Below are 21992 nucleotides of genomic sequence, written 5' to 3'. Positions count from 1 at the left end.
AGGAAAGCTAATGGTAAAGGCTATGCAAAAAAATGAGTTAACTGGAAAGCAAAAAGCAGCAATTTTGTTGATTTCTCTCGGTCCAGATGTATCAGCTTCTATCTATAAACATCTCAGTGAAGATGAAATTGAGCAACTAACGCTTGAAATTTCTTCAGTGAGAAAGGTAGAGCCGTCTCTAAAAGAAGCTGTGCTTCATGAGTTTGAACAAATAATGCTTGCTCAAAACTACCTTGAAAAAGGAGGAGTAAGCTATGCGAAACAGGTGTTAGAAAAAGCACTTGGATCAGAGCAGGCTATGATGATTATCAATCGATTAACTTCTTCTTTGCAAGTTCGTCCGTTTGACTTTGCCAGAAAAGCTGATCCTATGCAGCTGTTAAATTTTATTCAGCATGAGCATCCTCAGACGATTGCCCTTATTTTATCTTATTTAGAGCCGCCGCAGGCAGGACAAATTTTATCATCACTGCCTCAGGAAAGGCAAGCGGATATTGCAAGGCGGATTGCAACGATGGGAAGTACGTCTCCGGAAGTCATTAATGAAGTGGAGCAAATTTTAGAGAGAAAACTTTCTGCTACTGTTACCCAAGACTATACCCAAACAGGTGGTTTAGAAGCAGTAGTTGAAGTATTAAATGGAGTAGACCGAGCGACTGAAAAAATTATTATTGATACGCTTGAAATTCAAGATCCGGCATTAGCAGAAGAAATCAAACAGCGAATGTTTGTATTTGAGGATATTGTAACGCTCGATAACCGTTCTATTCAGCGTGTGATACGAGACGTAGAAAATGATGATTTATTGTTGAGCTTAAAAGTAGCAAGTGAAGAAGTGAAATCTATTATTTTTAAAAATATGTCTAGCCGTATGGTGGAAACGTTTAAAGAAGAAATGGAATTTATGGGCCCTGTGCGTTTGAAAGATGTAGAGGAAGCTCAGTCACGTATCGTTGCTGCAATTAGACGTTTAGAAGATGCTGGTGAAATTGTACTAGCTCGAGGTGGAGGAGACGATATTATTGTCTAATATCATTAAATCAACTTATACGAATAAACTTTCAGATGAAAACGCTAAGCACATTCAAGTCATTCCATTTGGTTTTCCGATACAAGATGAGCCGGCAGAAGAACATCTTCAGCAAGAAAATGCACAGCACGTTATTGAACAAGCGCATAGTGAAGCTGAAATGATAAAGGCCGAGGCAGACGCTTACCGCAAACAAGCTCAAAACGAAGTGGAACGTTTGAAAAAGCAGTGGGAAGAAGAGAAGGTGCTGCTATTTCAACAAGAAAAAAAACGCGGATATGAAGAAGGCTACGAAGAAGGGCTGCTTCAAGGAAAACAAGAGTACGAACATGTATTAGCCATATCGCGAAACATTGTTGACGAAACCAAGAACCAGTACTACGAATATATAAATCAATCTGAAGAAGTCATTTTTGAATTAGGTTTCACCCTGGCAGAAACGATTTTAAATGAGCAGCTTCAAAGAGATGAATCATTTTTATCGGTTGTTGCAAGGTCTTTAAAAGAAGTTAGAGAACATAAAGAAATCCAGCTTTTTGTTTCTCCGAAAAAATATGCATATGTATGTGAACATAAACGAGAACTGTTCGATTTACTAAACGGAGAAACCGGGCTGTTTATTTATGCAGATGAAAATCTTCAGGAAATGGATTGTGTCATCGATTCCTCTTATGGGCGTCTTGTTGCTTCTTTTGATAGTCAGTTAACGGAAATGAAGAAAAAATTAAAAGAACGTTTGTTAGAGGAGAATAAACATGAAAGTCGCACAACTCATTCATGAAATCCCGCGCACATCTTCTTTTAAACGGTACGGGAAAGTCAGCCGAGTAGTAGGAATGATGATTGAATCTAAAGGACCTAGAACGTCAATAGGAGATGTTTGCTTTATTCATCTTAGTGAACGAGGAGATAAAATTCGTGCAGAAGTTGTTGGTTTTAACGGTGAGCACGTCGTTTTAATGCCTTATACGTCTGTTCGATATATCGGACCTGGCTGCCTAGTGGAAACAACCGAAAAGCCTCTGCAGGTAAGCGTGGGGAAAGAGTTAATAGGTCAAGTGCTTGATTCCTTAGGGAACCCTTTAGATGGGTCTGAACTTTCTCATTATTTGCCTTTTGTTTTAACCGACCAAGACCCCCCTAATCCCTTAGAACGTCCGCCTATTGAACATCCTATTGAAGTAGGTGTAAGGACGATTGATAGTTTGTTAACCGTAGGTCGAGGACAGCGCATAGGTATTTTTGCAGGAAGCGGTGTTGGAAAAAGTACGCTGCTCGGGATGATTGCTCGTAATACAAAAGCAGATATTAACGTCATTGCCCTTGTAGGCGAGCGAGGAAGAGAAGTTAGAGAGTTTATTGAACGAGATCTTGGAGAGGAAGGGTTGAAGCGCTCAGTTGTAGTAGTTGCTACCTCGGATCAGCCTGCTCTACTTCGAATGAAAGCAGCATATACAGCTACTTCTATTGCTGAATACTTTCGAGATGAAGGGCTGAGCGTCATGATGATGATGGATTCTGTTACCCGTGTAGCAATGGCTCAGAGAGAAATTGGATTAGCCGTAGGTGAACCTCCCACTACCAAAGGTTATACACCATCTGTTTTTGCTAGCTTGCCAAGGCTGCTTGAACGTACAGGAACTAATCAACATGGATCTATTACTGCTTTTTACACTGTATTAGTAGACGGTGATGATATGAATGAACCTATTTCGGATACGGTGCGAGGCATTATAGACGGACATATTGTACTAGACCGGGAGCTGGCCAATAAAGGTCAATATCCGGCCATCAATGTCTTAAAAAGCGTTAGTCGCGTGATGAACCATATCGTAAGTGAACGGCATGAAGAAGCAGCTGAAAAACTGCGTTCATTAATGACTACCTATGCTAATTCTGAAGACTTAATTAACATCGGTGCCTACAAAAGAGGATCTTCTGCTTACATTGATGAGGCAATCCACTATCATCCTGTCATTGATGCATTTTTAAAGCAAAAAACGAACGAACATCCATCATTTGAAACAAGTGTAACAAAGCTCTGTGAACTGTTTGTGAAAGGTGAGTAAATATGGCATATGAATTTAGGTTATCTAAAATAATGGCAATCAAGTCAAATGAAAAAGATGAACTGCTATCTCAATATAATCAATCCTTACAGCAGTTTGAAACAGCGGGTGAAAAGCTTTATAAAAAGTTAAAAGAAAAAGAAACGCTGATTGAACAGCATACGGGCCAAATGAAGCAGGGGCTTTCTATTTTAGAAATTACATCATTTCAGCAGTTTTTAACAAGTGCCGAACGAGTGATTGAAAGGCTGCAACAAGAGGTCATGTTTGCCAGACAGCAAATGAACTTAAAGAAACTAAAGCTAGAAGAAAAGAATGTAGAAGTAAAGAAGTATGAAAAGTTAAAAAAGAGAGACTACGATTCTTATATAACAGCGGAAAAACAATTAGAAGCGAAGCAAATGGATGAGCTGTCTTTACAGCAGTACATGCTGCATAGAAATTAGGTGAAAAACATGGCTAAACGAAAAGAATTAAGAGAAGAGTACGAAGAAGAAAATTATGAAGATGGGAAATCTTACAGTAAAAGCCAGGTGTTTTTATTTTTAATCTTTATTCCAGCGGTGTTCCTCATCTTGGCAGCTTACATTGTCCTGACACTTTTAGGCGTCAATGTAAATGATAAAGTTTCTGCTGTTACACACGCCATTCCGTTTGTATCAAGTGAGCAGTCACAAAAAAATGAAAATATTCAAGAAAGCAATGAAGAAATACAAAAGCAGGTTGAGAGCCTTCAAAAGAAGCTGAGCACGAAAGAAAAGCAAATTGCAGCTTATGAGAAAACGATCAGTACCAAAGATCGTCAAATGGATGAACTAAAAATTGAAATGCGCGATATGGAAGAAAAAGCCGATGACGAAGCGAAAAAACAAAAGAATAATCAGCTGGCTAAAAAAGATGTCATTGCTACTTATGAAAATATGTCTCCTAAAAATGCAGCGCTCATTTTTGCCGAATTAAAAGAAGACAAAGCGGTAACGATGCTTAAGCAGTTCAAAGCAAGTACAAGAACGGCAATCTTAGAAAAAATGGATCCGAAAGTAGCTGCACGCTATACGACATTGTTAACAGATCAGATTGATGAATAAAAGCAGAGGTGAAAACAGTGGAAATTTCACTACGTCCAGCAGCTGCATCAAAGGTAAACTGCGATGAAAAAGCAGCTGTTATTCAGACTCAGAGTTTTTTTGAAGAAATCGTTCAGCAGCTTCAGCAGCTAGATACGCAGCCTTTAGCAAGCCGGGAGAAATCATCGAATGAAACAGCGGTAGATCAAGACCTTTTGCAGGCAGTTGGGTTAATAGCAATTCAGTTAAGTGAAGCGGAAGATAAAGAAGTTGAACCGTCTGTCTTATACGAACATCTAGCCGAAATGATCAGTAGTATTCCAAGTAGTCTAGATTTGGAACAGCCGCTTCTAAAGCTGCAGCACGTGTTAACAGAAATGCAGCAGGAACCTGTTTCATCTAAAACAGAAAGTCAAGAACAATATTTGTCTTCTATTTCTAGCTTGTTGACTATATGTAAAAACACGTCGTCTGCGTTTCAAACAGAATTAGCTGAGCTGATGGAAGAACTACAAAAACCGAAGCTGCAGTCAGTGAAGCTTTCAGATTCGCAGCTTCAAGGCTTGCAGAAAGCTGCTGTTGAAAAAATAGAGAAAATTCATAAACAACCACGTGTATTAACCGATACCTTACATGAAAAGCGCTCAGCTGGTTTCTTCGCCGTTGTTCATGCGGCTCCAAAAAGTTCTGTAAGAGATAGGGCCGCTTTTCAGAACGAGGAAAAAGTACCGCTTTTGAATCAGCTTCCCTGGAAAAAAGATGTGGTTTTAGGTAACCCAAGTATAGATAGTGAAAGTTCTTTCACTGCTAAAACGGCCGGGGTGATGTTAGCAAATAACCCATCAGCTTTTGGAGCTGGAGAAATGCTTAAGATTCAAGAGTTTTCTATTGATCTAGGACAAGCAAACTCTGATCATCAACAGTCTGACAATCTGGTAAACGAGCTGCAAAAGGTATGGAGTAAAGCTTCGATCAGTACTGAAGAAGGAGCATCCAAGCTTTCCATTAAGTTGTTTCCAAATCAGCTAGGTACGATTTCGATTGAAGTGCTTCAACAAGACAATGAAAAAATTGCGCAGGTTGTGGTAACGTCAGCGAAAACAAAAGAGCTTTTAGACGCCAGCCTTTTCAGTTTACGACAAGCTCTTGCGTCTCAGCATGTATCGGTTGAACAAGTGGATGCGGCGGACATTCAAGCAGCTCCAGAAAGCTCTGTAACAGATATGACTGCTTTTGGTAAAGAAGAAAAAAGGCCGCAGTTTTCTATTGATTTAGGGAAAGCGAAATCAGATTATGAACAGTCTAGCGATCTGGTAAACAAGCTGGAGAAAATATGGAGTAAAGCTTCGATTGGTTCTGAAGAGGGAGTATCCAAGCTTTCCATTCAGCTATTTCCAAAGCAGCTAGAGACAATATCAATTGAAGTGCTTCAACAAGACGATGAAACGATTGCGCAGGTTGTGGTAACGTCAGCGAAAACAAAAGAGCTGTTAGATGCCAATCTTTTCAGATTACGGAAAGCTCTCGGGTCTCAGCATGTATCGGTTGAACAAGTGGATGTGGACGCTGTTCATACAGCTTCAGAAAGTTCTGTGAAAAATATGACTGCTTTTCCTAAAGAAGAAAAAGTACCGTTTTTTAATCAGCTTCCATGGAAAAAAGATGTGGTTGTACCCAGCGGAAGTATAGATACCAATAGCTTTTTGAAAAATAGCGAAAGTTCGGCAGGTACACACACAACCGGGGCGCCAGTAGAGAATCAGCCATCATCCTTTGGAAGTGGAGAAATGCCTAAGCTTCAGCAGTTCTCTATTTATCTAGGGCAAGCAAAATCTGACTATCAGCAGTCTAGCAATTTGGTAAACGAGCTTGAGAAAGTATGGAGTAAAACTTCGTTTAGTGCCGAAGAGGGAACATCCAAGCTTCTCATTAAGTTATTTCCTAAACAGCTAGGTGCGATTTCAATTGAAATGCTTCAGAAAGACAGCGAAACGGTTGCGCGAATTGTCGTATCGTCAGCAAAAACAAAAGAGTTATTGGACTCCAATCTTTCAACTTTGCGGCATGGTCTCGCGTCTCAGCATGTATCAATTGATAAAATCGATGTGCTACTGTCAGAACAAGCGATGTCGTATAACAATGAAAACGACCAGCAAAAAGAAAGACAGGAAAAAGAAGCGTTTAAAAAAGAAGAAGAAGATCAAGATTCACAACAATTGGAAGAATCGGCTTCCTTTCTATCTTCTTTTGAATCAGCGCTCATTAACTACAACGTATAGGTGATAACAATGACAAATGAAATTACGTCTGATTTGTATTTAAGCAATAGGGACACACAAGTGAAGCAAACGGGAAACAGCTCGCTTGGCAAAGATGACTTTTTGAAGCTTTTGATTGCTCAGCTTCAAAATCAAGATCCAATGAATCCAATGGAAGACAAAGACTTTATTGCTCAAATGGCTCAGTTTTCATCTCTTGAACAAATGACAAATATGAGCACATCGCTCAATACGTTTGTAACGCAGTCTCAGGCTTCTCCTATTTTAAAAGGAAGCGAATTAATTGGTAAAACCGCTGCATGGTTAGATGAAGAAGGAAATAAAAAGCAAGGAGTCATTTCAACAGCATCCGTCAAAAACAATGAGATATCGTTTACGATCAACGATGAAAATCATACGATACTTTCGCTAAACGATATCTTAGAAGTAAGCAGTTAACCAACCAAATTTAAGGAGTGATTTTATGTTACGTTCGATGTATTCAGGAATCAGCGGCATGAAAAATTTTCAAACTAAATTAGATGTCCTAGGAAATAACATTGCCAATGTTAATACATACGGCTATAAAAAAGGACGTACAACGTTTCAAGATTTAGTAAGTCAGCAGGTAGCAGGAGCGACGGCACCGGCGGGGAACCGTGGAGGTGTTAATGCTAAACAAGTTGGATTAGGTTCACAGATTGGCACGATTGATACAGTTCAAACGGCAGGAAGCATTCAGTCAACGGGGCGTCCGCTTGATTTAGCTATTGCTGGGGATGGATATTTTGTTGTAAATGATGGAAGCACAAATTATTACACAAGGGCAGGGAATTTTTATTTGGATAGCAGCGGTAATTTGGTAACGGGTGATGGACTGTACGTACAAAAAACTGGAGGAGGGAATATTAATATTCCTTCAACAAGTAAGAGCTACAGTATAGGAGCAAATGGGAAGGTTAATATCACAGATGCTAACGGAAACATAACTCCAAATACACCAACAATTGAACTTGCTAAATTTGCAAATAATGAAGGACTCCAAAAGGCAGGAGGAAATTTATTTGCTCAAAGCGTAAACTCAGGAAATCCTTTGCTAGGAGCTCCAGGAGCCAACGGTACAGGAACCTTCGTCTCAAGCGCCCTTGAAATGTCTAACGTTGATTTATCGGAAGAATTCACGGACATGATTGTTGCACAGCGCGGATTTCAAGCGAATACAAGAATTATCACAACATCCGATGAAATACTGCAAGAATTAGTGAATCTAAAACGATAGGCGGGAGGAAGGAGTAGGTATTACTCCGGTTGATTATGATAACTTTAACGAGGCTAAACGGCAAAACATTTACGTTAAATGCTCTTTACATCGAGCAGGTTGAGGCATTTCCCGATACAACTATTACGCTAACAAATAACAAAAAGCTAGTGGTAAAGGATTCAGTTGAAGAAGTGAATGAGAAAGTGACGAGTTATTATCAGCGAATTAACGTATTAGGACTGCAGCAAACGACGGAGGAATAAAGTGTGTTCAAAAATAAGCTAATTAGTAAGATGATTATTATCCTGCTTTCTCTTACTTTAATAGGAAGCATTGCAGTTATTGTGACGTTAAAGTATACGGAGCAGGCAGGTACTGAAAAAGGTCCATCTATCGACGATGTGATTAAAGCTTCTGTAGATGTAACGGATATTAAAACCAATTTAAAAAGCAATAACTACATCAGCATCTCCTTTAAAATTCAAATGGATAGTAAAAAAGCGGCAGCAGAGCTTCAAAAAAGAGACTTTCAAGTAAGAGACATTATTATCAAAAGGCTCTCAGATATGAGTGCTCAAGATTTTGAAGGAACGCAAGGACTCAGCACGTTAGAAACAGATATTGCAAAGCAAATTGATCAATTAATGGAAAACGGACATGTTGTTAAAATTTATACAACGTCTAAAGTGTTGCAGTAAAGAAAAAAGGGAGGGAAGCTAGTGGCTGGGGATGTATTATCACAAAATGAAATTGATGCCCTATTATCCGCGTTATCAACCGGAGAGATGGATGCGGATGAGCTAAAAAAGGAAAATAAAAAACAGCGCATTCGTACATATGATTTTAAACGCGCGCTGCGTTTTTCAAAAGATCAGATTCGCAGTTTGACGCGAATTCATGAAAATTATGCGCGCATGCTAATCAACGTCTTTTCGGCGCAGCTTCGTAACGTTGTACAAGTGTCCGTTGTATCAGTGGATCAAATTCCGTATGAGGAGTTCATTCGCTCTGTTCCGAAAGTAACCATCTTAAATGTGATAGCTGTCCCTCCTTTAGAAGGGCATATCATTATGGAAGTCAACCCGAACATTGCCTATGCGATGCTTGACCGCTTGCTCGGGGGACAAGGTGAGAGCGGTGGGAAAATTAGTAACTTAACGGAAATTGAAACGAGCTTGGTTCGAAACTTGTTAGAGAAAACGTTAGATAGTATGAGAGAAGCTTGGAGTTCTATTGCGGAAATTGAACCTGAAACATCAGAGTTTGAAGTCAACCCTCAGTTTTTGCAGGTGATTTCACCAAATGAAATTGTCATCGTCATTTCATTAAACGTACAAATTGGAGATGAAACGGGCATGATCAATCTATGTATTCCGCACGTGACGCTTGAGCCTATCGTGTCCAAACTGTCCGTTCATTACTGGATGCAATCTTCGAAAAAAGAACCTAATGTAGAAGAGGTTGAGCAGCTAAAGGAACAAATTAATGATGCGGAATTGCAGGTTGTAGCCGAGCTAGGAAAAGCGGATATTTCAATTGAAGATTTCCTAGCATTAGATGCAGGAGATGTTATTCGACTGCAAACAAGCGTTCATAATCCGTTAACTATTTACGTCGGAGAACAACCTAAATTTATTGCACAGCCTGGAAAAGTCAGTCGAAAAGTAGCTGTGCAAATTCTAGATGATGTTAAGAGGAGGAACGAAAGGAATGAACGATGACATGCTTTCGCAAGATGAAATTGATGCGTTGTTAAAAGGAACTTCTTCACTTGACGAGTTTTCAGAGCCGAATAAGTCAAGTCAAGTAGACGATTACTTTACGGAAATGGAAAAAGACGCGCTTGGCGAAATTGGAAATATTTCGTTTGGCAGTTCAGCAACAGCGCTATCGGCTTTATTGAATCAAAAAGTCGATATTACCACACCGTTTGTATCGCTCGTATATAAAGAAGAGCTGACGGATGAATTTCCAAATCCTCATGTCGCTGTGCAAGTTCAGTATACAGAAGGCTTTTCTGGTACGAATTTGTTAGTTATTAAACATGAAGATGCAGCTGTTATTTCAGATTTGATGCTTGGTGGAACGGGTGAGAATCCGACGGAAATCATGGATGAAATTAAGCTGAGTGCAGTGCAGGAAGCGATGAATCAAATGATGGGTTCTGCAGCGACGTCTATGTCTACGGTATTTCAAAAGAAAATTGATATCTCTCCGCCGAGCTTAGATATTTTAAATATTCAAAAAGGAGAAGGTACAGAGCTGATTCCACAAGATGACGTCTTTGTAAAAGTCTCTTTTAATTTGAAGGTAGGCACATTAATCGATTCGAATATTATGCAGCTTTTATCGATATCTTTTGCCAAAAGTTTGGTTGAAGAGCTCTTAGTTCCAAGCGCAGAAGGTACGGCAGCTTCTATTGAAAAAGAATCAGATCTTAACGAAAAGCAAACAGAACAGCCAGCAGCTGAATACATACAGCATGAAGAAACACAGCAGGCAGAACCTGTTCATGTACCAGTTGATGTTCAGCCCGCATCGTTTTCAGAGTTCGAGCACGTGTCTTCTCCTCAAGGGGATTCACGAAATTTAGACATGCTGCTTGATATCCCGCTTCAAGTTACCGTGGAGCTTGGAAGGACTAAGCGAACGGTTCAAGAGATTTTAGCATTATCTTCTGGTTCAATCATTGAACTTGATAAACTAGCAGGCGAACCGGTAGATATCTTGATTAATAGCAAATTAATTGCAAAAGGTGAAGTGGTCGTCATTGACGAGAATTTTGGCGTTCGCGTAACTGATATTATTAGTCAAAGAGACCGTATTAACAAACTAAAGTAATGATTTTTAGGAGGAGTAGAGATGGGAAACCGAATTTTAATTGTAGATGATGCTGCATTCATGCGCATGATGATCAAAGATATTTTAACGAAAAACGGATATGAAGTAGTAGCGGAAGCGGCAGACGGCCAGCAGGCTGTGGAGTTATTTAAAGAGCATACACCAGATCTTGTCACAATGGATATTACGATGCCTGAAATGGACGGAATTACGGCCTTAAAAGAAATTAAAAACATAAAAAGTGATGCTAAGGTGATCATGTGTTCAGCCATGGGGCAGCAAGCAATGGTGATTGATGCCATTCAAGCAGGGGCAAAAGACTTTATCGTTAAGCCGTTTCAAGCAGATCGTGTAGTAGAGGCAATTTCAAAAGCAATTGGATAAACAACAGATTGGCGGGACTTTCCCGCTAATCTTACACTATGTTGAAGTAAGAGGTGGCAGACATTGCTGCGAAAGTTCGTAATTGCTGCGCTGTTGATAAGCGTATTAGCAGGATCAAATCAAATCGTCTATGCAGAAAGTGGATCTGCATCGGTAAAAGAATGTTTGGAAAAAACGGAGAAGTGTGCAGAGAGTGAGAGTGCTGATTCAAAAGAAAAAACTGAACTCCAGGGGACGCCCGCGCTTTCAGCTGGAGATATCGTGAAGATGATATTCGCGTTTTTACTTGTAATTGGGCTGCTTTTTGCGCTCTTAAAATTTGTTAATAAAAAAGGAAGGCTGCTTCAAAAAAATAAAATAGTACAAAACTTGGGCGGTACAAATGTTGGAAGCAGCAAATCTGTACAAGTAGTCAAAGTTGGAGATCAGCTTTTAATCATTGGAGTCGGTGAAAATGTGCAGCTTCTTTCAGAAATTACAGGGCAAGAGAAACAGCAGCTGCTTACGCAGTATGAGGAACAACAGAAAAACGAGGGCGAATATAAAGTCGTACTACCGTCTTTTTTAGAAAAATTGACTTCTAAAAAAGAAGAGAAATCTAGTCATTCTTTTCAGCAGCTTTTTCAGCGAGAAATGAATGAAATGAAAATAAAAAGGCAAAACGCACTGAAAGAGTTAGAAAGGAACAAAAAGAACGATGAATGAAGTGATGAATCTCTTTAACTCAAGCAGTCCTACAAATATTTCAACTTCTGTCCAGCTTTTGCTGCTGCTGACGGTGTTTTCGGTAGCTCCTGGAATTTTAATCATGATGACCTGCTTTACACGAATTGTCATTGTGCTTTCATTTGTACGTACGTCGCTTGGGACACAGCAAATGCCTCCTAATCAAATATTAGTTGGTTTATCGCTGTTTTTAACATTTTTTATTATGGCGCCAACTTTTTCTCAGGTAAATGAACAGGCGCTTCAGCCGCTTTTAAAAGAAAAAATCACGTTGAATCAAGCCTATAAAAAAGCAGCTGAACCGATGAAAGAATTTATGAGTGCTCATACAAGACAAAAAGATTTAGCTCTTTTTTTAGAATATGCGGATATAGATAAACCATCCTCTGTTCAAGATATTCCCTTAACTGCGCTCGTTCCAGCTTATGCGATCAGTGAGCTAAAGACGGCATTTCAAATTGGATTTATGATTTTTATTCCTTTTCTCATTATCGATATGATTATAGCAAGCGTGCTGATGTCTATGGGAATGATGATGCTTCCTCCTGTTATGATTTCGCTCCCGTTTAAAATTTTACTATTTGTACTGGTTGACGGCTGGAATTTAGTTGTTAAATCATTATTAATAAGTTTTCAATAGGTGATAGACAATGAATGGAGAATTTGTCATTTCGTTAGCAGAAAAAGGCGTGTATACGATTTTAATTGTATCTGGTCCTTTATTACTGCTGGCCCTTGTAGTTGGGCTCATTATTAGTATTTTTCAAGCAACTACCCAAATTCAAGAGCAAACTCTTGCTTTTGTTCCTAAGATTGTAGCGGTCTTAGTAGGGATTGTATTTTTTGGTCCGTGGATGTTATCGAAAATGATTTCATTTACATATGAAATTTTTTCAAATCTGTATCGGTACGTAGGATAGCTATGAGTCAGTTGATCTTATCCTATCCCGCGTTTTTACTAGTATTAGTGCGGGTAACGTCTTTTTTTATCACGGTTCCGCTATTTTCATACAAAACGATTCCCGCAGTTCATAAGGTAGGTTTGTCTGCCTCGCTATCCGTCATTATTGCGACAACGATTGATTTACCCGTCGTTTCGTTAGATGCACAGTTTGTACTTTTAGTAGTAAAAGAATGTGCTGTTGGGTTGTTTATTGGTTTGACTGCGTATGTATTTATTATGGCTATTCAAATTGCCGGAGGTCTCATCGATTTTCAAATTGGGTTTGCCATTGCCAATGTAATAGACCCGCAGACAGGGGCGCAAAGTCCGATACTAGGTCAATATTTATATGTATTTGCTCTTTTATTTTTATTATCGACCAATGGACATCATTTATTAATAGATGGCATTTATAATAGTTATTTAATTATTCCGTTAGACAAAGTAGCTTTCCCTGTGGGAAGCCAAGCATTTGCTACACACATCATAACTGTTTTTTCATCGATGTTTTTAGTAGCTGTTCAAATGTCTTTGCCTTTGGTTGGTTCATTATTTTTAGTCGATATCGCGCTTGGCATCGTTGCGAGAACGGTTCCGCAGTTAAATATTTTCGTAGTGGGATTTCCCGTGAAAATCATCGTTGCCTTTATTTTACTAATTGCAGTGATGGGGAGCATGTTTTATATGATGCAAATCATATTTGAACAAATGATAGAAGCGATGCGCGCGATGATCCGTATATTAGGAGGGGGGTAGCTTTGTTTTTAGTAAAAGTTGATTTGCAATTTTTTGCAGGAGAAAAAACGGAAAAAGCTACACCTAAAAAAAAGCAGGACTCTCGAAAAAAAGGACAGATAGCTAAAAGTCAAGACGTTACCACTGCGCTCATTCTTTTAATGGTTTTTCTTTATTTTTTGTTTGGAGCCAAACAATTTTTACAGCAAATGATGAAGCTGTTAAGAGAAGCTTTTCAAACGTATATGCTTGAGGAAGTGACGGCAGAGCGCGTATTTGCGATGTTTAAGCATCTTCTTCCTTCAATTGCTCTTGCAGCGGGTCCTGTCATGCTCGCAGCTTTTGTTGCTGCGCTCGGAGCGAATTATATGCAGGTTGGCATTCTTTTTTCCACGGAGTCCCTTCAGCCTAAGTTAGAAAAGATTAACCCTATTAGCGGAGCCAAACGGATTTTTGCCGTGAGAGCGCTGGTAGAACTAATCAAGTCAACGCTGAAAATTATGTGTATCGGAGCCGTCACGTTTTTTATCTTATGGATTCACATAGAAGATGTATTAAATTTATCTCAAAAAAGTATAGGGGACTCGCTGGTTGTTCTGTCTAAGCTTGTTTTTCAAATGGGGCTTGCGGCCTCGCTTATGCTTTTATTTTTATCGCTGCTTGATTATTTGTACCAAAAGTTTGATTTCGAGAAAAATATTCGAATGTCAAAGCAAGATATCAAAGATGAACATAAAAACATTGAAGGAGATCCTCTAATCAAATCAAAAATAAAGCAAAAGCAGCGGGAAATGGCAATGTCTCGCATGATGCAAGAAGTTCCAAAAGCAGATGTCGTCATTACAAACCCTACTCATTATGCCATTGCTTTAAAATATGATGAAGAAAAAATGGATGCTCCCTATGTTGTAGCCAGCGGCGTAGATTTTATTGCTCAAAAGATTAAAGGAATTGCCAAAAGTCACGAAATTATCATGATAGAGAACCGCCCGCTGGCAAGAGCGCTTTTTGATCAAACCAAAGTAGGGGATGCGGTTCCAGAAGAGTTTTTTAAAGCGGTGGCTGAAATATTAGCTTACGTATACCGCATTCAAAATAAAATGTAACGTTACGCTATTGTAAGGAGAGAAAAATTAATGTCTGCAAGAGAACTGCCAGTTGTTATAGGTGTTGTACTCATTATCGTTATGCTTGTTATTCCGTTGCCTTCATGGTTATTAAGTATTTTAATCATGATTAACATTTCTCTTGCGCTGCTTGTACTGCTCGTTTCCATGAATATGAAAGAACCCTTAGAGCTATCGGTGTTTCCGTCTTTGCTGCTGGTTCTTACGCTGTTTCGATTAGGTTTGAACGTATCGACGACACGTTCAATCTTAGGAACAGGCGAAGCAGGCGGAGTGGTGGAAACATTTGGCCACTTCGTTATTGGAGGCAATCCGCTAGTGGGGTTTGTTGTCTTCATTATTTTAATTATCATTCAGTTTCTCGTTATTACAAAAGGAGCGGAGCGTGTTTCTGAAGTAGCCGCACGCTTTACCTTGGATGCGATGCCGGGTAAACAAATGAGCATTGATGCGGATTTAAATGCAGGTATGATTTCAGAAAAACAAGCAATTGACCGCCGTGAAAAAATTCAGCGCGAAGCAGATTTTTACGGAGCAATGGATGGAGCTAGTAAATTCGTCAAAGGTGATGCCATTGCAGGGATTGTCATTACCCTTATTAACATCTTGTTTGGAATTATTATCGGCATGCTGCAAATGGGAATGTCCATCACTGAAGCATCCCAAACCTTTACTTTGTTAACAGTAGGCGATGGATTAGTGAGTCAAATTCCAGCCCTCATGATTTCAACAGCGACGGGAATTATCGTCACGAGAGCTGCTTCAACAGGCAATTTGAGCGAAGATATTACACGGCAGCTGTTTGCTTTTCCCGTTATGCTTTATGTAACTGGAGGAACAATTGCGGCTCTTGGTTTAATTACGCCAATTAATGATGTCATTACAATGCCTATTGCTATTTTATTAGGGGTGGGAGGCTATTATTTGTCTCAGGCTAAACATCAGGCGGTTCGTGAAGAAATGGCGCCTACTGAAGAAGAGCTAGAAGACAATGAAATGAAAAGTCCAGAGAGTGTTGTCAATCTATTAAGCGTTGATCCGATTGAATTTGAATTTGGGTATGCATTAATTCCGCTTGCTGATATGAATCAAGGAGGCGATTTGCTCGATCGAATTGTCATGATTAGGCGCCAGCTGGCGCTTGAGCTAGGATTAGTCATTCCGGTTGTTCGCATCAGAGATAACATTCAGCTTCAGCCCAACGAATACTGTCTTAAAATAAAGGGCAATGAAGTGGCAAAAGGGGAGCTGCTGCTCGATCACTACTTAGCAATCAGTCCGGGAATGGATGATGAGTTGATTGAGGGAATTGATACGTTAGAACCGGCTTTTAAAATGCCTGCGAAATGGATTAGCGAGTCGGTGAAGGAGCAGGCTGAGATGTTCGGGTATACCGTTGTGGACCCCCCGTCGGTTGTGTCTACGCACATAACAGAAGTTATAAAATCGTATGCGCATGAGCTGATTGGAAGGCAGGAGACAAAGCAGCTAATTGATCACACAAAAGAAACGTATCCTATTTTAATTGAGGAAGTAACGCCTAATCCGCTTTCTGTTGGAGATATTCAAAGGGTACTGGCAAAACTTTTAAAAGAAAGCGTCTCAATTCGAAATTTACCCATTATTTTTGAGGTGCTGGCCGACTATGGAAAAATGACGTCAGACACCGATTTGTTAACCGAATATGTCCGGCAAGGACTCGCAAGACAAATTACCAGTCAATACACGGTCCAAGAAGGTCTGCTTCGAGTTCTTACCCTTTCAGGAAAAGTTGAAAAAACGATGGCTGAAGCTGTTCAACAAACGGAGCATGGGAATTATTTATCACTAGACCCTAACGTTTCACAAGCTATTGTGGAAAGTATAGCCAAGCAAATAGAAACACTTTCTTTTCAAGAACAGTCTCCCATTGTGTTATGTTCTCCTGCGGTGAGGATGTACGTGCGCCAAATCACTGAGCGGTATTTTCCCCATATGGCGGTTTTATCATATAACGAGCTAGAAGCAAATGTTGAAGTTCAAAGTGTTGGAGTGGTGGATATCTGATGAAAGTAAAAAAATACGTAGTAGCATCTATGCCGCAAGCTATGAAAGCAATTCGTTCAGATTTAGGTGAGGAAGCGGTTATTTTACATTCAAAACAAATTCGAACAGGAGGGTTTCTTGGCTTATTTACTAAGGCAAAAATAGAAGTATTGGCAGCTGTCGATTCCGTAGAAAAGCTGAGCGTAAAGAAGAACTTAGCACCGCCAGAACCCAGTATGAAAGATAATCAATCTTTTATGAAGCAGCAGCTCAGTGAGTTAAATACTCTTGTCTCACAAATGAGTCAAATGCCAAAGGTTTCTTCAGGTTCATATCCAAAAGCAGTGGAAGATGTGCTTGCCTATTTGCGTTTGCAAGAAATAGACGAAGCTATTTTAGAAAACTTGGAGGCTCCTATGCTAGAGTACTACTACTTACATCGCCTTGACTCAAACCAACTCATGGAGTGGACGAAGAGATGGTTTATCAATCAGTTTAAAGCAAGTGAATGGAGCGGTCCTTTCAAAAAATATGTAAGTGTAGTAGGGCCAACAGGTGTCGGTAAAACAACCACTCTTGCTAAATTGGCCGCAAAGTGTGTCTTGGAACAAAATCAAAAAATAGCATTTATCACAACGGACACCTATAGAATTTCAGCGATTGAGCAGCTCAAGACGTACGCTTCGATCTTGAATGCGCCTTTAACGATTTGTTATAACGGAGCAGATTTTAAAAAAGCGTTGCTGGAAACAGAAGCATACGATGTGATTTTTATTGACACAGCAGGCCGTAACTTTTTAGAACCGCAATATGTAAATGATTTAAAGAAAATTATTACGTTTCAAGAAGATTTGCAAACGTTTCTTGTTTTAGCCCTAACGTCAAAAGTATCAGATATGAAAGCTGTATATGAACGTTTTGCTAGTCTGCCTGTTGATCACTTGATTTTTACGAAGCAAGATGAAACCACCCGCAAAGGCTCACTTTTAAATATGTTATATCATTACGGCCAGCGAGCTGCTTTTACAACAAACGGGCAGGATGTACCAGAAGATGTTTCGGCATTTAAAATAAAAGAGTTTATTGACGATGTGTTTGGAGATTGGAAAGATGAATGATCAAGCAGCAGTTTTAAGAGAAAAAGTGTTAAAAAAGCATCAAAACTCTTTAAGGAATTGTAAAACAATAGCCGTGTTAAGCGGAAAAGGAGGAGTTGGAAAGTCGAATCTATCCTTAAACTTATCTCTTGCGCTAACGAAGCAAAAGCAAAGAGTTCTTCTTTTTGACATGGATATAGGGATGGGAAATATTGATATTTTGATTGGACAAACTGCTTCCTATACGATGGTTGATTTGCTAGAAAAAAAGCTTTCCATCCAGCAAATTATTAAAAAAGGTCCTAAAGATTTAGCTTATGTGGCTGGTGGAACGGGGATTTCCTCTGTATTTGAGTGGTCTCCATCAGACCTTGCTCATTTAATACAAGAATTGGGTTCTTTAACAAATCAATACGATTATATGATTTTTGATATGGGAGCGGGCATGTCAGAAAGTGTGCTTAAGTTTTTAAAAGCTGTAGATGAAATGATCGTGGTCACAACACCCGAACCTACATCTATCACAGATGCTTACGCTGCTATTAAGCTAGCAGCTTCCTATTCGGTATCAGCACCGGTTCGTCTTATTATTAACAAGACGCTTTCTGACAAAGAAGGAAATGAGACGTATGAACGATTTAACCGAGCTGTTCAGCAGTTTTTGAACATATCTATTTCTCTATTAGGTATTGTACCAAACGATCAAGCCGTCCAAAAAGCGGTCAATCGCCAAATGCCTTTTTTGCTTCAAAACCCAGCATCTAAAGCGAGTATATCACTAATAGAAATGGTGAATATGCTTATTCCTCAAGACAATAGGACAACGGCTAAAACCGAGGGAATGTTTATTCGGCGCCTCAAACGATTTTTTCTTGAAAGGTAGGAAATTAGAGTGAATGAAATAAAGGTGCTTATTGTGGATGATTCTGCATTTATGCGAAAGTTAATCGGCGATTTTTTAGCATGTGACAGTCGTTTTCACGTTGTGGGTACCGCACGTAACGGTGAAGAAGGGTTAAAAAAAGCGCTCGAGCTGTCGCCAGACGTTGTGACACTTGATATCGAAATGCCCAAAATGAATGGCTTAGATATGTTAAAACAGCTCATGCGTGTGAAGCCCCTTCCTGTTGTCATGTTATCGAGTACAACAATAGAAGGTGCTGAAAATACGCTGACCGCTATGCAGTACGGCGCAGTTGATTTTGTTGCTAAACCTTCGGGAGCTATTTCGCTTGACTTACATAAAGTGAAAGATGAGCTTATCTCTAAACTATTGCTTGCTAGTAAAGCCAACATATCTTCAAGCAGTCATCAGTACGTGCAAAAAAGCAGTATATATAACCTCCAGGCAGGAGCGAAAGTGAACAAAATGATTTGTATTGGCACTTCTACTGGAGGGCCGCGTGCGCTGCAAGAAGTATTATCAACTGTTTCAAAAGACATAAGTGCACCCATTTTTATTGTGCAGCATATGCCTCCAAATTTTACAAAATCATTAGCGGTTAGACTAAATCAGCTAGCTGATATTAAAGTGAAAGAAGCAAAAGACAATGAAAACGTTCGCTCAGGATGTGCTTATATTGCGCCTGGAGGTTTTCATATGACGGTTGTAGAGAAAAAAGGACAGCTCAGCATTTGTTTAGACACTTCTTCACCTGTAAAAGGACATCGCCCCTCAGTGGATCGATTGTTTCAGTCGATTAGTAAAATTTCAGGTTATCAAAAACTTGCTATTGTGTTGACGGGAATGGGGGCAGATGGAACGGAAGGCATTATTGATTTAAAGAAAAATAAAGACGCGCTTATATTGGCTGAATCTGAAGAAACAGCTGTCATTTATGGGATGCCCAAATCAGCTGTTTCTACAAAGCTTGTTGATTATATTGAACCGCTGCGAAACGTTGGAAGTTTTATTTCTCGCTACGCACAGAAATAGGAGGGAAAGTTACGATGGATATGAATCAATATCTAGAAGTGTTTATTGAAGAAAGCAAGGAACATCTTCAAAACGTTAATGACCAGCTAATGCGTTTTGAAAAAAATACTGATGATCTTGGCTATGTAAACGAAATTTTTCGGTCTGCTCATACGTTAAAAGGTATGTCTGCAACAATGGGTTTTGATGATTTAGCACAATTAACTCACAAAATGGAAAACGTGTTAGATGCCGTTCGAAATCATCAAATCGACGCGCACACGGAAGTTCTTGATACTTTGTTTCAATCAGTCGATGCGCTAGAAATAATGGTTCAATCTATTTCTGAAGGCGGCGATGGTCAGCTTGATGTCAAATTGCTTGTTCAAAAGCTGCAGCGTATTGTAGCAGAGGAACCCGCAGCAGAGCATGCGGCTTCTTCTATTGAGTATGATGAATTCGTACAAACGCTGCTCAGTCAAACAGCAGATCAAGGGTTTAATACGTTTGAAATAACCGTACAGCTCGAACGCACCTGTCTGTTAAAAGCTGCGCGTGCGTATATGGTATTTGATGTGTTAGAGCAAGCAGGAGACGTCATTAAGTCAGCGCCAACCGTTCAAGATATCGAACAAGAAAAATTTGAATCATCTTTTATCGTTATATTAGTAACAACCGAATCGCAAGAAAAGCTGAAGGCGAGCATTATGGAAGTCTCTGAAGTAGAAAGCGTGAACATTGCTGCGGTCCCCATAAAAAAGGAGATAGAAACGGAGGAGCCGGTTTCACAAGAAGCAGCAGCCATACAGGAAGTTACTGTTTCCGCACCTTCTAAACCGCCTGTTGAAGAGAAAAGACAGGCCTCAAATAACAAGACGATTCGAGTCAATATTGACCGTTTGGACAGTCTCATGAACTTGTTTGAAGAACTAGTTATTGATAGAGGCAGGTTAGAACAAATATCAAAAGAATTGAATAACAGCGAGTTAGACGAAACGGTAGAGCGGATGTCCCGTATTTCTGGAGATTTGCAAACGATTATTTTAAATATGCGTATGGTGCCTGTAGAAACCGTTTTTAATCGGTTTCCTCGTATGGTGAGACAGCTTTCAAAAGATTTAGGGAAACAAATTGAACTTCAAATTGTCGGGGCCGACACAGAGCTGGACCGCACCGTAATTGATGAAATTGGAGATCCGCTTGTTCACTTATTAAGAAATGCCGTTGACCATGGAATTGAAATGCCTCAAGTGCGCTTAAAGAACGGAAAGAATGAAAAGGGAACGATTCGCCTTAAAGCTTATCATAGCGGAAATCATGTCTTTATTGATTTAGAAGATGACGGGGCGGGCATCAATCGTGAAAAGGTACTGCATAAAGCGTTAGATCGAGGAATTATCGATGGAAAAACAGCTGAAACGCTGACGGATAAACAAGTGTACGAGCTCATTTTCGCTTCGGGCTTTTCAACGGCTGAGCAAATTTCAGATGTTTCCGGACGAGGAGTAGGTTTAGATGTCGTGAAAAACACGATTGAATCACTAGGGGGTTCTGTAACGATTGATTCTAATGAAGGATACGGTTCGCGTTTTTCTATTCAGCTGCCGCTCACTTTGTCTATCATTTCTGCTTTACTCGTGCAAATGAGTGAAGAGCGCTATGCCTTGCCGCTTTCTTCGATTATTGAAACAGCTATTGTTCAGCCGAAAGAGGTCATGCATGTACACGGTCAAAAGGTTATTGACTTTCGAGGAGCCATTATTCCTCTTATTGATTTAAAAGAACTATTTACTGTGCCTAACTCGGTACAAGGCGATCATTATTCAGTCGTTATTGTGAAAAAAGGAGAAAAGACCGCCGGGCTAATTGTTGATTCTTTTATCGGTCAGCAGGAAATCGTTTTAAAATCTTTAGGTCATTATCTGCCGGGTGTATTTGCTATTTCAGGAGCCACGATTTTAGGCGATGGACAAGTAGCACTTATCATTGATTGCAACGCTTTGATTAAATAACAAATGCTGTAAAAAGAAAGGGAGAAAGGCATGAAAATTATTGTGTTTCAATTAGGGGACGAGGAGTACGGAATTTCAGTAGAAGAAGTGCAATCGATTGAAAAGATTCAGCACATAACACGCGTTCCTGGAGTAAAAGAATATGTAAAAGGTGTTATTAATCTTCGCGGTGTTATTACACCGATTATTGATTTGCGCACTCGTTTTAACTTACAAGAACAGCTTAACCATGAGCTGACACGTATTATTATGGTTCGTCTTAATGATGTAGAAGCAGGTTTGATTGTCGATGCGGCAAATGATGTGGTGGATATTGATGAAAAAACGATTGCTTCAGTGCCTGAAACAGTTGAAGGAACAGCTGTAGAATACTTGAACGGAGTCGTTAAAGTAGATAGCCGTTTAATTGTTCTTCTAAATTTACCTAAAGTGCTCTCTTTAGAAGACCACCTCCAGTGAGCCAAATGAATAATGGATATCACGCTGAAGGTTCTAGGAGTTG

At 39.6% G+C, this 21992-nt stretch carries 24 protein-coding genes; all 24 read left to right on the top strand.

Translation table 11 applies throughout. The features are described 5' to 3' along the window. Positions 1–10 precede the first annotated feature (10 nt). A complete protein-coding gene (gene fliG, locus N178_RS02170) occupies positions 11–1030 on the top strand; it encodes a flagellar motor switch protein FliG (RefSeq protein WP_045290146.1) in 1020 nt (339 codons plus the stop codon). Continuing rightward, the gene (gene fliH / locus N178_RS02165; RefSeq protein WP_045290144.1) at positions 1023–1811 is read left to right on the top strand and encodes a flagellar assembly protein FliH; all 789 of its coding nucleotides are present in this window, start codon (positions 1023–1025) and stop codon (positions 1809–1811) included. The genes fliG and fliH overlap by 8 nt, the downstream gene beginning before the upstream one ends. Continuing rightward, positions 1786–3099, top strand: coding sequence for a flagellar protein export ATPase FliI (fliI, locus tag N178_RS02160; RefSeq protein WP_045290142.1), 1314 nt, complete (start codon positions 1786–1788; stop codon positions 3097–3099). Before fliH ends, fliI begins: the two co-directional genes overlap by 26 nt. Before the next feature lie 2 nt (positions 3100–3101). Then, positions 3102–3545, top strand: coding sequence for a flagellar export protein FliJ (fliJ, locus tag N178_RS02155; RefSeq protein WP_045290140.1), 444 nt, complete (start codon positions 3102–3104; stop codon positions 3543–3545). Positions 3546–3554: 9 nt separating this feature from the next. Continuing rightward, positions 3555–4187: a MotE family protein gene (locus N178_RS02150; RefSeq protein WP_045290139.1), complete on the top strand. Its 633-nt coding sequence runs from the start codon at positions 3555–3557 to the stop codon at positions 4185–4187. 17 nt (positions 4188–4204) lie between these two features. Then, a complete protein-coding gene (locus tag N178_RS02145) occupies positions 4205–6445 on the top strand; it encodes a flagellar hook-length control protein FliK (RefSeq protein WP_045290137.1) in 2241 nt (746 codons plus the stop codon). A gap of 9 nt (positions 6446–6454) precedes the next feature. Then, a complete protein-coding gene (flgD, locus tag N178_RS02140; protein WP_045290135.1) occupies positions 6455–6883 on the top strand; it encodes a flagellar hook assembly protein FlgD in 429 nt (142 codons plus the stop codon). A gap of 25 nt (positions 6884–6908) precedes the next feature. Beyond that, complete coding sequence (gene flgG, locus N178_RS02135) at positions 6909–7703, top strand: flagellar basal body rod protein FlgG (RefSeq protein WP_045290133.1); 795 nt, start codon at positions 6909–6911, stop codon at positions 7701–7703. A gap of 35 nt (positions 7704–7738) precedes the next feature. Continuing rightward, the gene (locus N178_RS02130; RefSeq protein WP_025750317.1) at positions 7739–7948 is read left to right on the top strand and encodes a flagellar FlbD family protein; all 210 of its coding nucleotides are present in this window, start codon (positions 7739–7741) and stop codon (positions 7946–7948) included. Between the two features lie 3 nt (positions 7949–7951). Continuing rightward, entirely contained in the window at positions 7952–8383 is a 432-nt protein-coding gene (gene fliL, locus N178_RS02125) for a flagellar basal body-associated protein FliL (RefSeq protein WP_033579784.1), read from the top strand. A 21-nt stretch (positions 8384–8404) separates the two neighbouring features. After that, positions 8405–9406, top strand: a complete 1002-nt coding sequence (fliM, locus tag N178_RS02120) for a flagellar motor switch protein FliM (protein ID WP_014458444.1) — start codon at positions 8405–8407, stop codon at positions 9404–9406. Continuing rightward, complete coding sequence (fliY, locus tag N178_RS02115) at positions 9396–10526, top strand: flagellar motor switch phosphatase FliY (protein WP_272946308.1); 1131 nt, start codon at positions 9396–9398, stop codon at positions 10524–10526. Before fliM ends, fliY begins: the two co-directional genes overlap by 11 nt. A 21-nt stretch (positions 10527–10547) precedes the next feature. Then, on the top strand, positions 10548–10910 hold the full coding sequence (locus N178_RS02110) for a response regulator (protein ID WP_045290124.1): 363 nt from the start codon (positions 10548–10550) through the stop codon (positions 10908–10910). Positions 10911–10973: 63 nt separating this feature from the next. Continuing rightward, positions 10974–11615: a flagellar biosynthetic protein FliO gene (locus tag N178_RS02105; protein ID WP_045290122.1), complete on the top strand. Its 642-nt coding sequence runs from the start codon at positions 10974–10976 to the stop codon at positions 11613–11615. Next, entirely contained in the window at positions 11608–12276 is a 669-nt protein-coding gene (fliP, locus tag N178_RS02100) for a flagellar type III secretion system pore protein FliP (RefSeq protein ID WP_045290120.1), read from the top strand. Before N178_RS02105 ends, fliP begins: the two co-directional genes overlap by 8 nt. 10 nt (positions 12277–12286) lie before the next feature. Beyond that, entirely contained in the window at positions 12287–12556 is a 270-nt protein-coding gene (fliQ, locus tag N178_RS02095) for a flagellar biosynthesis protein FliQ (protein ID WP_016765390.1), read from the top strand. Positions 12557–12558: 2 nt separating this feature from the next. Next, positions 12559–13335: a flagellar biosynthetic protein FliR gene (gene fliR / locus N178_RS02090; protein WP_045290116.1), complete on the top strand. Its 777-nt coding sequence runs from the start codon at positions 12559–12561 to the stop codon at positions 13333–13335. Positions 13336–13337: 2 nt separating this feature from the next. Next, positions 13338–14420, top strand: a complete 1083-nt coding sequence (gene flhB / locus N178_RS02085) for a flagellar biosynthesis protein FlhB (protein WP_045290114.1) — start codon at positions 13338–13340, stop codon at positions 14418–14420. Between the two features lie 30 nt (positions 14421–14450). After that, on the top strand, positions 14451–16487 hold the full coding sequence (gene flhA, locus N178_RS02080; protein ID WP_045290112.1) for a flagellar biosynthesis protein FlhA: 2037 nt from the start codon (positions 14451–14453) through the stop codon (positions 16485–16487). After that, entirely contained in the window at positions 16487–17584 is a 1098-nt protein-coding gene (flhF, locus tag N178_RS02075) for a flagellar biosynthesis GTPase FlhF (protein WP_045290110.1), read from the top strand. The genes flhA and flhF overlap by 1 nt, the downstream gene beginning before the upstream one ends. Beyond that, positions 17577–18446, top strand: a complete 870-nt coding sequence (locus N178_RS02070) for a MinD/ParA family protein (RefSeq protein ID WP_045290108.1) — start codon at positions 17577–17579, stop codon at positions 18444–18446. The genes flhF and N178_RS02070 overlap by 8 nt, the downstream gene beginning before the upstream one ends. Before the next feature lie 9 nt (positions 18447–18455). After that, positions 18456–19499: a protein-glutamate methylesterase/protein-glutamine glutaminase gene (locus N178_RS02065; protein WP_045290106.1), complete on the top strand. Its 1044-nt coding sequence runs from the start codon at positions 18456–18458 to the stop codon at positions 19497–19499. 14 nt (positions 19500–19513) lie between these two features. Continuing rightward, on the top strand, positions 19514–21490 hold the full coding sequence (locus N178_RS02060; protein WP_045290104.1) for a chemotaxis protein CheA: 1977 nt from the start codon (positions 19514–19516) through the stop codon (positions 21488–21490). 30 nt (positions 21491–21520) lie between these two features. Further along, on the top strand, positions 21521–21949 hold the full coding sequence (locus tag N178_RS02055; protein ID WP_014458457.1) for a chemotaxis protein CheW: 429 nt from the start codon (positions 21521–21523) through the stop codon (positions 21947–21949). The last annotated feature ends 43 nt before the right edge of the window (positions 21950–21992 follow it).

This window comes from Priestia aryabhattai B8W22 (assembly GCF_000956595.1).
Classification (GTDB): Bacteria; Bacillota; Bacilli; order Bacillales; family Bacillaceae_H; genus Priestia; species Priestia aryabhattai.
Note: the sequence above shows the minus strand (reverse complement) of the source record. Positions and strands in the feature narration are given on the sequence as shown.